The 12,188-nt window shown below is 39.3% G+C and carries 12 protein-coding genes; 6 read left to right on the top strand and 6 right to left on the bottom strand.

Annotated elements, in window-relative coordinates; translation table 11 throughout:
* Positions 1 to 15: 15 nt before the first annotated feature.
* Positions 16 to 735 carry an MgtC/SapB family protein gene (locus GO593_RS18085; protein ID WP_000775740.1) on the top strand — a complete coding sequence of 240 codons (720 nt, stop codon included), beginning with the start codon at positions 16 to 18 and terminating at the stop codon, positions 733 to 735.
* A gap of 73 nt (positions 736 to 808) precedes the next feature.
* Here the strand turns inward: GO593_RS18085 and GO593_RS18080 are convergent, their stop codons facing one another.
* Positions 809 to 1,981 (bottom strand): benzoate/H(+) symporter BenE family transporter, encoded by a 1,173-nt coding sequence (locus GO593_RS18080; RefSeq protein WP_001169535.1) that lies wholly within the window; start codon positions 1,979 to 1,981, stop codon positions 809 to 811.
* A 186-nt stretch (positions 1,982 to 2,167) separates the two neighbouring features.
* Here GO593_RS18080 and GO593_RS18075 point away from each other — a divergent pair, with 186 nt between their 5' ends.
* Entirely contained in the window at positions 2,168 to 2,641 is a 474-nt protein-coding gene (locus GO593_RS18075; protein WP_000344220.1) for an Lrp/AsnC family transcriptional regulator, read from the top strand.
* A 36-nt stretch (positions 2,642 to 2,677) separates the two neighbouring features.
* Here the strand turns inward: GO593_RS18075 and leuE are convergent, their stop codons facing one another.
* The 3 genes from leuE to aceR form a co-directional block, all read right to left on the bottom strand.
* Entirely contained in the window at positions 2,678 to 3,328 is a 651-nt protein-coding gene (leuE, locus tag GO593_RS18070; RefSeq protein WP_000467074.1) for a leucine efflux protein LeuE, read from the bottom strand.
* A 72-nt stretch (positions 3,329 to 3,400) separates the two neighbouring features.
* Entirely contained in the window at positions 3,401 to 4,390 is a 990-nt protein-coding gene (tal, locus tag GO593_RS18065; RefSeq protein ID WP_000149851.1) for a transaldolase, read from the bottom strand.
* A gap of 130 nt (positions 4,391 to 4,520) precedes the next feature.
* Entirely contained in the window at positions 4,521 to 5,414 is an 894-nt protein-coding gene (gene aceR, locus GO593_RS18060) for an HTH-type transcriptional regulator AceR (RefSeq protein WP_001102208.1), read from the bottom strand.
* A gap of 90 nt (positions 5,415 to 5,504) precedes the next feature.
* Here aceR and aceI point away from each other — a divergent pair, with 90 nt between their 5' ends.
* Positions 5,505 to 5,939, top strand: a complete 435-nt coding sequence (gene aceI, locus GO593_RS18055; RefSeq protein WP_002010078.1) for a chlorhexidine efflux PACE transporter AceI — start codon at positions 5,505 to 5,507, stop codon at positions 5,937 to 5,939.
* Positions 5,940 to 6,005: 66 nt separating this feature from the next.
* Here aceI and GO593_RS18050 read toward each other — a convergent pair whose 3' ends face one another.
* Positions 6,006 to 7,574 carry an acetyl-CoA C-acetyltransferase gene (locus tag GO593_RS18050; protein WP_000047938.1) on the bottom strand — a complete coding sequence of 523 codons (1,569 nt, stop codon included), beginning with the start codon at positions 7,572 to 7,574 and terminating at the stop codon, positions 6,006 to 6,008.
* 235 nt (positions 7,575 to 7,809) lie between these two features.
* On the opposite strand from GO593_RS18050, the gene GO593_RS18045 reads away from it, so the two are divergent.
* The 3 genes from GO593_RS18045 to GO593_RS18035 all read left to right on the top strand — a co-directional run bounded on the left by GO593_RS18045 (position 7,810) and on the right by GO593_RS18035 (position 11,462).
* The gene (locus GO593_RS18045; RefSeq protein ID WP_000132122.1) at positions 7,810 to 9,201 is read left to right on the top strand and encodes a 3-oxoacyl-ACP reductase; all 1,392 of its coding nucleotides are present in this window, start codon (positions 7,810 to 7,812) and stop codon (positions 9,199 to 9,201) included.
* Between the two features lie 75 nt (positions 9,202 to 9,276).
* Positions 9,277 to 10,131, top strand: a complete 855-nt coding sequence (locus GO593_RS18040; protein ID WP_001097356.1) for a MaoC family dehydratase — start codon at positions 9,277 to 9,279, stop codon at positions 10,129 to 10,131.
* A 71-nt stretch (positions 10,132 to 10,202) separates the two neighbouring features.
* On the top strand, positions 10,203 to 11,462 hold the full coding sequence (locus GO593_RS18035) for a serine hydrolase domain-containing protein (RefSeq protein ID WP_000588770.1): 1,260 nt from the start codon (positions 10,203 to 10,205) through the stop codon (positions 11,460 to 11,462).
* Between the two features lie 47 nt (positions 11,463 to 11,509).
* On the opposite strand, the gene GO593_RS18030 is transcribed toward GO593_RS18035, so the two are convergent.
* Positions 11,510 to 12,088, bottom strand: coding sequence for a TetR family transcriptional regulator (locus GO593_RS18030; RefSeq protein WP_000323804.1), 579 nt, complete (start codon positions 12,086 to 12,088; stop codon positions 11,510 to 11,512).
* Positions 12,089 to 12,188: the final 100 nt, after the last annotated feature.

Raw genomic sequence — 12,188 nt, 5'->3', positions numbered from 1 at the left:
AACAATAGGTGCAAAATGAAATTGCAATTTCTACAACATACAGACTTATCAAATATTATTGATACTTTAATTAGTCTCTCGGCTGCTTTTATTTTAGGGGCGTTAATTGGGTTCGAACGTCAGTATAGGCAACGTACAGCTGGTCTTCGAACAAATGTTCTAGTTGCGGTAGGTGCAGCAATTTTTGTAGATATTGCAATTAATCTTACTGGAGCAGATGGAGCTGTTCGGGTAATTGCCTATGTTGTTTCGGGTATTGGTTTTTTGGGTGCGGGTGTCATTATGCGCCAAGAAGGCAACATCCACGGTTTAAATACCGCAGCGACTTTATGGTGTTCTGCGGCAGTAGGTGCTGCCGCGGGTGCTGATTTAATTATTGAAGCAATATTGGCGACAGCCTTTATTTTATCTGCCAATACACTATTAAGACCGATTGTCCATATCATTGACCGTCGTCCGTTAGACGATGACACAGAAGTTTTACATGTAATTTACATTATATGTGACCGAAGTCAGAGCAAGGTCGTTATGGATGAATTAAACCTAACCTTAAAGCATCATAATTATCCTGCTAAAGATATTGATGTCACACCTTTTGGAGAAAAAGAGGTTGAAATAGAAGTAACACTAATTGCAACTTCAATCGAAGCAGAAGAAGCACAACACATCATTAATCACTTAAATGCTATGCCACAAATACGGCAGGCTTTTTGGGATAAAAACACAATTAACTAATTTAACGAGAGTTTGCGCTTAATTTTTTATGAATTTCTCTAAATGATGAAGCGCAAACTCTTTCGTTTAAGCCTTATTTTTTAGCTTTAAATTTAAGGACTATAAATACAACAATACCGACAACCAGTCCCCAGAAAGCTGAACCAACACCGAAAAATTGGATACCTGACGCACTACATAAAAAGGTAAATAATGCCGCTTCGCGGTCTTCAACTGGACCAAACGCAAGCGCAATGTTGTGACTAATCGTACCAAGTAAGGCAATGCCTGCTAAAGCTACAATAAAAATATGAGGAAAAGACATCAGTAAGCTTGTGAGGGTTGCAGCAAATAGCCCCATCAACACATAAAAAAAGCCACAGCTTATACCCGCAATATAACGTTTGCTTGGGTCAGGATGAACTTGGTCGTCTAAGCTTACGGCAGCACTTATCGCAGCAATATTAACGCTGTAACATCCAAAAGGTGCAAGCACAACTTGGGTTAGACCTGTCCAGCCAATCAGTTGATTAACATGCGGTTTATAGCCATAACTCTTGATCATGGCTATACCGGGTAGATATTGCGATGCCATGCTAATCACAAAAAGTGGTAATGCTAAGCCTAAAAGTGCTGACCAGCTAAATTCAGGACTAATCCAAACGGGTTTAGCCAAGGACCACTCAAGAGTAGGCATATGAAAGTCTAAAAAGACAGGGCAGAGGGCAATACCAGCCAGTGCGGTAAATACAATGCTGTAACGCGGCCATAATCTTTTTGTAATGACATAAATAGCGAGTAAAGATAAAACAAATGTCCAATCATTTTGCAAGCTCGCGAAAAGCGAAATCCCAAACTTAAGCAAAACTCCGGCAAGCATGGCACTGGTTAAGCTTTGTGGTATATAGGAAAGCGCTTTTTGGAATATACCTGAAAAGCCTAAAATCGCAGTAAGTAAACCACCTACTAAAAAAGCGCCAATTGCTTCATTTAAACTATAGCCACTACCTGTTGCCATAATTAAAGCGAGGCCCGCAGTTGACCAAGCTGTTGCTACGGGATATTTAAATTTCCAAGAAAGGATGAGTCCTGATAAACCAATACCTAAGCCTAAAGCCCAAAACCATGAGGTGATTTGTTCAGATGACGCACCTAAAGCTTGAGCAGCCTGAATCACTAAAATAGCCGAAACACTAATACCAATAAGAAAGGTAATAAAACCAGCAAATACGGCTGGTATTGAGAAATCTTGAAGAATCTTTTGCATAGCTAAATGTTCTAAGTCCCTGAAAAATTAATATGTTTCTGCCTATGTTTTCAGCTAGGTAAATTTAACAATTTTTTTTAAGAAGGTGCTTTCTATTTTTGGCTTTAAAATGAAAGAATATTTTTTAAATAGCCAATAATGATATTATTTATTTCATAACAAACGGGGAATTTGGGATATTGTTTTATGGATGAACAGGCTGAAAATCTATCACCTCTTGAATTGAAAATTATGCGCTGTTTACAAGAGAATGGACGTTTAAGTAATGCTGAACTGGCAAAACTTGTTGGCATTAGTACTTCGTCATGTTGGAACCATACTCAGCGTCTTTTTAAGATTGGGGCCATCTTGGATGTGCGTGCTCGAATCAATCCGGGTATGGTGCAACGTGAGACCATTGTTTTGGTCGGAGTAGTGCTGGATCGCTCGACACCTGATAGCTTTCAGGCATTTGAACAAGCAGCAGGTGATTTGGAGAATGTTCTAGAATGTTACTTGGTTGCTGGAGAAGTCGATTACTTTCTAAAAATTCGTGTTAAAGATTTGGCTGCTTTTAACCGTTTTCATAGTGAAAAAATTATTGCCTTACCTGGGGTAAGACAGGTGAGGACATTTTTTGTGCTCAATGAAGTTAAAACAGATGGCATGCTGGCATTTTAACAACCTAATAGATTCAGACTTTCTTGACTCGGCAGCTTACATTGTTGAAGTTGCCAGCTTTAAGCCAAATCCGAAAAATAAAATGCCAACTAAGAAAATTCCGCTTGCTGCAATTTTATGGTTTTGTTTGAAAAAAGTTGAAAGTTTAATTCCAGAGAAAATAAGCGCAGTTAAATAACTGAAGCTAATAATTTGTAAAATCACCGCTAAAATTAAAAAGCTTAAAGCTGGATAGGCATAATCCGGTTCAACAAACTGCACAAAGAAAGACAGGAAAAATAAAATCGCTTTAGGGTTGAGTAAACTAATACTTAAGGCTGTTTTATAAGGGTGAACTTTATCTAAAGCAGGTAAATCAGCCATTTCTGCTTGGGGTTGATTACGTAATTTCCAACGCTGAATGCTGCCTTGTAAAAGCTTAAAACCTAAATAAGACAAGTAAAGTGCGCCGACGAGTTTAAGTACAATAAAAACCCAAGGGAATGCTTTTAGTAAAGAAGCTGCACCAAGTACGGTACAGAGCATTAAAATTAAGTCACCTGTAAAAATACCAAGTGCCCCCATATATCCGGTTTTAATACCATAGCGTGAAGCAATCGACATCACATAAAGAGAATTGGGCCCTGGCAATAACACAATTAGGAATGTACCAATAATATATGTTGTTAAGTCTGTTATGCCGAACACGAGAAACCCAATAAAAAACCGATTTTTGTCATGATAACAAAAATCGGTAATTTTGTATGAAAAGTGCAGTTTTTAAGATTTAATTTCTGCATCAATTCCAAAAGATTGACGTAATAAAAGACTTAATTGATCTCGCGCTTTAATAAAGCCATCAACACCACCTTGTAAAAGTTGGAATGCCATTAAGTCATGGTTAAGTTCATCTTTAAAACTTTGCTCATCTTGAGCTGGTCTAACAATCGCTTCTGCCTGTTTTGCTTTGTTTGCATCAAGTGCTGCATCGACTGTACGCGTATCTTGTTCAAGCTGTGTTAGCAAGCTTGGAGAGATCGTAAGCAAATCACATCCTGCAAGGCCTAGCACTTGGTCGATGCTACGGAAGCTCGCACCCATGACTTGAGTTGGAATATTTTGCTGCTTGTAGTAAGTGTAGATTTTCTTAACTGAAACCACACCTGGATCTTTCTCGATTGGGTAAGAATCTACACCTTCAGCTTTTTTGTACCAGTCTAAAATACGGCCTACAAAAGGTGAGATTAAAGTAACTTTGGCATCTGCACACGCTTGGGCTTGATGTAAACCGAAAAGGAGAGTGAGGTTGCAGGCAATACCTTCAGCTTCAAGCACTTTAGCCGCTTGAATACCTTCCCAAGTCGATGCAATTTTAATAAGAATACGTGACTGATCGATCCCATACCCTTTATAAAGCTCACATAATTCATGCGCTTTTTGAATGGTCGCTTCGGTGTCATATGAAAGTGCAGCATCGACTTCTGTAGAAACACGGCCTTCAATGAGTTTTAAAATTTCTACACCAAATTTTACGGTTAAAATATCAATGGTTCTTTCAATCAGTTCATCATTTTTATAGCCTTCTTCTTTAGCTTGATAATAAGCATCTTCAATGAGCTCTTTACTTTCTGGTTGTTCTGCCGCAGCGGTAATTAACGAAGGATTCGTTGTAGCATCTAAGGGACGAAATTTACGAATTGCTTCAAGGTCGCTACTGTCAGCAACAACGGTCGTTAATGTTTTTAATTGGTCAAGTGCTGTATGAGTCATTGATATTCAACATCTTCAATAAAAAATCTTATGTTTTCTTTATAGCACAAACTCTATCCATACTGTCGATATATCAATTGTTATGTTTCAAAGAAAAACGTTTAGGTTCTGCATCTAAATTGAAATGATTTTAAGGAGCCAGTTGCATTCGCTTATTACGAATATAGTCAATCAAAAACCGTGCAGCAGCACCGAGTTCACTTTCGCGGCTCCAGACCAAATCAACGTAATATTCAAATCGAGGCGTAAAATCAAATACATCTAATGCTTTAAGCTTGTTGTTTAACTCGGGATTTTCTTTAAACATCTCTTGTGGCAGTACACCCCAACCTAAATTACGTAAAATCATTAAGCAAGCAGAGTGGTGGTTATCTGTACGCCAGTAATGTTTTGAAAATAATAATTCGGGTTTTAATGTTTCATCTCGACTTGCCACCACAATTTGTCTTGTACCCAAAATCTGCTCATATGAGACATGCTCTTGGCTTGCGAGCGGATGGGTTTTTGAAATAACAGGAATTAAGGCTTCACGTTTGAGTTCAACAAACTGTTCTCTATTATCTAAATGCTCACGTTCAAACATAAGGGCCAGTTGGGCAGATCCATCTAACAACATTTGAAGCGCATCTTCTTGAGGGGCCGACACAATATTAATTTGTAGATCGGGAAAGCGACTTTCTAGCAGGCAAACATAGTCGGTCCAATTGGTATGTAGCAGCTCAGACACCACAACAATAGTAAGATTAGGTTCCAGCCCAGTACTTAATGCATGCGCGTGCTGTTTCCATTGATTCATTTCAATCAATAGTTGCGCCGTTTTTTCATATAGCACTCGTGCTTCGGCTGTAGGAGTAGGTTCGCGGCCTTTACGTTCAAATAAAGTCAGGTTCAAATCGATTTCTAAATTAGCAATCGACATACTCACAGCAGAGGGGACTTTACCGAGTTTCCTTGCTGCTGCTGAAAATGAACCTGTTTCCATAACGGCTTGGAACATGAGTAGTTGTTCTTGATTAACATTCATCTGTCAAAAAAATTGAAAGAACCTAATTGGATTAATCAAAATTATAAAAATAAAATGCACATTATCCAAGTTATTATTGAGTATTTAAAAATGTTGATTTCCAAGAGAAGACTCATTCATGCAATCAGTTATGAAGGAATTTTGTTGGTCATCATTGCGATTGCATTAAGTTTTATTTTTGACATGCCGATGGAAGTGACCGGAACACTTGGTGTGTTTATGGCAGTGGTTTCAGTTTTCTGGAATATGATTTTTAACCACTATTTCGAAAAAGTAGAGCATAAATTTAATTGGGAAAGAACGATCCCTGTGCGGATTTTACATGCGATTGGTTTTGAGGGTGGTTTGCTGATTGCGACTGTTCCAATGATTGCATATATGATGCAGATGACAGTGATTGATGCATTTATTTTAGATATAGGTTTGACCTTATGTATTTTGGTTTATACCTTTATTTTCCAGTGGTGTTATGACCATATTGAAGATAAGTTTTTCCCAAATGCTAAAGCAGCATCACTTCACTAATTCACATAGATTGAAATGAAATAAGCACCCAGATGGGTGCTTATTTTTTTGGTCGATAAATAGAAATTATTTTTCTACAATCGCAACCACACCTTCACCGCCTGCTGTACAGATCGAGATTAATGCGCGGCCTGAACCTTTTTCATTAATTAATTTAGCTGCAGTAGCCAAGATACGGCCACCAGTTGCAGCAAATGGGTGACCTGCACCTAAAGATGAACCATTTACGTTCAGTTTAGAGCGGTCAATTGAACCCAATGGTGCATCTAAGCCAAGACGTTCTTTACAGAATTTTTCATCTTCCCAAGCTTTTAAGGTAGAGAGTACTTGAGATGCAAATGCTTCATGGATTTCGTAGAAATCGAAGTCTTGAAGCTTAAGGTTAGCACGCTTAAGCATACGAGGTACTGCATAAGCAGGAGCCATCAATAAGCCTTCTTTAGGACCGTTCTTGCCAATGAAGTCAACAGCTGCTGTTTCAGAGAAAGAAAGATAAGCTAAAACTTCATGTCCGTTTTCTTTTGCCCATTCTTCAGAAGCAAGCAATACCACAGAAGCACCATCAGTCAACGGAGTTGAGTTACCCGCTGTCATTGTTGCAGTTTCGCCTTTACCGAAAACTGGTTTTAACTTAGCAAGTTTTTCAACTGTACTGTCAGGACGTAAGTTGTTGTCACGGTTAAGACCTAAGAATGGAGTCATTAAGTCATCAAAGAAACCACGCTCATAAGCAGCAGCAAGTTTTTGATGGCTGCTTGCAGCTAATTCGTCTTGTGCTTCGCGAGTGATACCCCATTCTAAAGCAGTGATTGCTTGGTGCTCACCCATTGAAAGGCCAGTACGCGGTTCACCATTGCTTGGTGCATCAAGAAGCTTTTTAAAATCAATTTTTGTGAGTGCTTTAAGGCGGTCTTTACCCGTTTTAGCAACATTAAGCTCAAGTAAAACCTTACGTAAACCATCACCTACAGCAATCGGTGCGTCAGAAGTTGTATCTACGCCACCTGCAATACCTACGTCGATTTGACCAAGCGCAATTTTGTTAGCAACAACAAAAGCTGCTTGTAAACCTGTACCACAAGCAATTTGAATGTCATAAGCAGGGGTTTCAGGAGCAAGATCTGTGCTCAATACAACTTCACGAGTCATATTAAAGTCACGGCTGTGTTTTAAAACAGCACCAGCAACGACTTCACCAATACGCTTACCTTGTAAGTTAAAGCGTTCAACCAAACCATTCAATGCTGCTGTCAGCATGTCAGAATTAGACGCTTTGAAATAAGCAGTATTTGAACGTGCAAATGGAATACGGTTGCCACCAATAATTGCAACGCGGCGAACAGTGTTTTGACTCATGGTTTTATCCTGTTGAACAGAAGTTTTGGTTTTTGTTGCTTTTGGTGCTGCAGCTACATTTGAAGATGTAGACGGGGTTGCTGAAGCAGCGCTCTTACTACGAGGGCTACGTGCAGGTGCAGTCGTTGAACGAGTACGTGTCGTTTTTGGTGTATTAGTTGCTGCTTTAGGAGTAGTGCTGTTACGCTTAGCCGTGTTAGAAGCCGACTTTGATGTATTTGACACTTTTTCCTGAGCAGAATTCTCGACTGCTGGATTTTCTTGAGTTGTTTTGCTCATAAGGCTTTTCCAAGCATAATAACGATATTCTTGTTAGCTACCTTAACACAATTCAAATAGACCTGTATTGACTAGAATGACATTGTAGATAGCATTCAGGTCAAGACATCCAAAGATGAACTCAAGTATGATTTGGAGTAACTCTAATGAACGACTGCTTTCATATTGTTTCTATCCATCTCATAACATAATGAAGCCTGTCGTAGAAAATTCATTTCTTTGAGAGATAATAATCATGACTGATCAATACCAAGCATTTACGCAATCTCCTATTGGTAAATTCGTTGTTAAAAATCTGGGTTTACCTTCGCCTGTTGTATTAGAGCGTTTTGAAAGTGCTCAGCCAGTAGTGAAAGGTGCAGTATTGGTTGGCGCGGCGCCGTCAAGCGTTTTGTCTGGTGTGATTGCACAAGTACTTAGCAATATTCATGCAGATAGCTATGTAGGCAATAATGTTGCATTACAACAAGAAGCTGCAAAAGTTGGTTTAAATTTACGTCCATTCAATGCAGGCGATAAAGAATCAAAATTTAAGGCTGTTGTATTTGATGCATCTGGTATTCAAAACTCAGAACAGTTAAACGAACTTTATAAATTCTTTAACCCGATTGCACGTCAAGTTGCGACTTCTGGTCGAGTGATTGTTATTGGTACAACGCCTGAAACTGCGAAAACTGTAAAACAAGCGATTGCTCAGCGTGCACTTGAAGGTTTTATCAAATCTGTAGGTAAAGAATTTAAAAAGGGTATTACTGCTCAAGTTGTGTATGTAGACGAAGGTGCTGCTGCAAACCTTGAATCAACATTACGTTTCTTGCTTTCACCACGTTCAGCTTATGTATCTGGTCAAGTGATTCGTGTTTCTAAAGCAGATGTGGTTGATGTTGATTGGGCAAAACCGCTTGCTGGAAAAACTGCGTTAGTAACTGGTGCAAGCCGTGGTATCGGTGAGGCAATTGCACATGTGTTGGCACGTGACGGTGCGCATGTTATTTGTTTAGACGTACCACAACAACAAGCTGATCTTGACCGTGTAGCTGCTGATATTGGCGGTTCTACATTGGCAATTGACATTACAGCTGCTGATGCGGGCGAAAAAATTAAAGCTGCTGCGACAAAACAAGGCGGTTTAGATATTATCGTTCATAACGCAGGTATTACACGTGACAAAACTTTGGCAAACATGAAGCCAGAGCTTTGGGACTTGGTCATTAACATTAATTTGTCTGCTGCTGAACGCGTAAACGACTACTTGTTAGAAAACGATGGTCTAAATGCAAATGGCCGTATTGTTTGTGTATCATCTATTAGTGGTATTGCTGGTAACCTTGGTCAAACCAACTATGCTGCATCTAAAGCTGGTGTGATTGGTCTAGTTAAATTTACTGCGCCTATTCTAAAAAATGGTATTACCATTAACGCAGTAGCACCTGGCTTTATCGAGACTCAAATGACTGCTGCGATTCCATTTGCAATTCGTGAAGCTGGTCGCCGTATGAACTCAATGCAACAAGGCGGTTTACCTGTTGATGTGGCAGAAACAATTGCATGGTTTGCATCAACTGCTTCTACAGGCGTAAATGGCAACGTTGTACGCGTGTGCGGTCAAAGCTTGTTGGGCGCTTAAGCACTTTTAGCTAAAGAGGGGGTGCTTGTGCATCCCTTTTTTATTCAAGAATCTATAAATTATAAAAGGTTAGGTATGAATACTCGTCATTTTAGCCAGCTACCAAAAGCGGCATTGGCTTATCCAAAAGTAGTACAAGGTTTAATTTTTAAAAAACCGAAAGGTCCAAAAATATTACCGCAAGTTGAATATGTGGTAGATACTTTAGAAATTGATCAGAACCATCTCAAAGCTTATAACGAAGTATGTGGCTTTCAAAATAATGGCTTTGTACCTGCAATTTATTTAGCGGTACTTTCTCAAAGCTTGCAAATGCACATGATGACAGCAGAAGCCTTCCCATTTCCAATTTTAGGTTTAGTGCATATTCGTAACCAGATTAAACAGACCAGACCGATTGGCGTAACTGAAAAACTCACTCTGTCATGTAAATTTGGGGAACTAAAACCACATGATAAAGGCGTTCAGTTTGACTTTATTACCACGGCAAAAGTTGGCAATGAAGTGGTGATGGAAGGCTTAACGACTTATTTATCTCGCCAAAAAGTCGAGAAAAGAGTGGGTGAGAAAGCCAAAGAAGAACAAGTACCAACTTATGTGCCAGAGGCAGAGTGGAATATTTTAGAAAACACTGGTCGCCGTTACGCGAAAGTGTCTGGTGATTTTAACTTAATTCATATTCATGCTATTACAGCAAAAGCTTTTGGCTTTAAACAAGCAATTGCGCATGGCATGTGGAGTAAAGCGAAAGCACTAGCGAACCTTGAATTACCAAATGCTTATGAAGCAGATGTGTGGTTTAAGCTGCCAATGTTCTTACCGTCAAAAGTTGAGTTTTTAACGGCAAATGCAGATAAAAAGACAGATTTCTTGATTCGTAATGCCAAATCACAAAAACCGCATGTTGCAGGAACTATAAAAGCATTATAAAAATAGCAGCAGCCTGAACAGAGGTTTGGGCTGCTTTTGAGCAAAATAACAAAAAATGCAAGGAACTTCATGTGATTAAAGAGATTTTACTGGCCGATACCCATAACTATCACGGTATTTTAGATGAACGTTTTATTGATTTAGCTCACCAGTTTAGCCGTCTTCAAGATGCTAGAACAGGACAAGGTGGAGCTGCTTTAGCGGTTTATTTTAGAGGCCAAAAAGTTGTAGATATCTACACCGGTCTAAAATCACAAAATGAAACTTGGCAACCTGATACCTTGGCTGTTTGCTACTCTACGGGTAAAGGTGTACTTGCAACTTTAGCGCATATTTTAGTAAGTGAAGGTTTTTTAGAATACGACAAACCGATTGCGACCTATTGGTCTGAGTTTGCTCAAAATGGAAAAGAGCAAATGACTTTGCGTCATGTGTTAAGCCATCAAAGCGGCATGTTTGATGTTCGAAATATCATCGAAAGTGCGAGAGAAATGCTCGACTGGTCACATATGTTAGATGTGGTCGCGGCGACTAAGCCAAGATTCCTTGCAGGAGAGGGTAATGCTTATCAAGCTTTAACATTTGGTTGGCTTGTCGGTGGCGTACTTGAAAAAGCAACTGGTCAATCTCTAGATCAGCTCATGCAAAAATATCTTGTTGAGCCATTACAGTTAGATGGTGCTTATTTTGGAACGCCTGCAAATGAGTTGGATCGTGTAGCACGTTTAATTATTCAACCAAAACCAGAAAAACCAGCATCTACTCAAGTTGAAAAACCTAAAAAGCCAAAGACGCGTAAGAGTTCACTCTCTGAAAAAGTGATTACATGGACGGGTCAAGACCCGCAAGACTTTCAGGATGCGATGATTCCAAAAGGAATGAAAAATTTTAGTTTTTTTAGTGATGAGGGACTGCAAGCAGTCATTCCGGCAGCGAACGGGACATTTACTGCAAATAGCCTTGCTAAAATTTATGCGATGCTAGCAAATCAAGGTGAATGGGATGGACAGCAATTGATTCGCCCAGAAGTATTTAAAGAACTTAGTACTATTCAAAGTTATGCACGTGATCGTGTCATGCCAATACCGATGAATTGGCGCTTAGGATATCACCGTATTATTACTATGGGTAAACGTGCAAAAAATGGCTTTGGACATATTGGTTACAATGGTTCAGGAGCGTGGTGTGATCCTGAGCGTGACCTCAGCTTTGCTTATACTCATAACTTCCAGATTGGTTCAATCACAGGCGATTATCGTTTGTGGGGGCTGACCCAAGAAGCTTTACGTTGCACAGACCAAATTTTAAAAGGCCGTAAAGGTTGGTTCTAATTTTAGTATTTTAAAGCTGGTATTTTTAAGCAATGCCAGCTCAACATTTATAATAATTCTAGGCGAATAATTGCTTCGGTATGACGCTTAAAATCTTCTTCAACTAAACCTTGTAAACCAAGTTTATAAATCCCTTCTAATCCACACACAAAGGCAATGAGTCGCCACGCAATATCTGTGGAATTAGACCTATTTTTAAATTCACCTTCTTTTTGACCGCATTCGATCGATTGCACAATAGCTTGATGCCAACTTTGCATGGCGAGGTTATACGCTTTTTGTATTTCAATATCTTGTTCAATCAAGAGTTCAGCTTCATTCCATAAACGTAAGTAGGGGTGAAGTCTGTCGATATTTTCTGCGCCTAATAAGATGAAAAGTCTTTGAAATTGGCTAGTTGTTTGGAGAGTTTGTTCAATTTCATCAAGCTGTTCCATCAGCTTTAAAAAAGCTTCAGCTTTTAAATGAGATGCCGAAGAAAAATGATGATGGACTTGTCCGGTAGAGGTTTGTGCTTCTGTTGCGATTCTACGTACCGTCATGGCTGTAAAACCTTCAGCCAAAGCAATTTGCATGGCAGCTTGCAGAATCATTTCTCTGCGTTGATCGCGATTAAGATAGGCCATGTTTTTTTACCTGACTGAATTCGACACAAATTACATTAAAACTAAAAGTTGGACAAGTGTCCAGTTGTGTATATAATAACCATGATTTGAACACATGTCC

This window comes from Acinetobacter baumannii, from assembly GCF_009759685.1.
Classification (GTDB): Bacteria; Pseudomonadota; Gammaproteobacteria; order Pseudomonadales; family Moraxellaceae; genus Acinetobacter; species Acinetobacter baumannii.
Note: the sequence above shows the minus strand (reverse complement) of the source record. Positions and strands in the feature narration are given on the sequence as shown.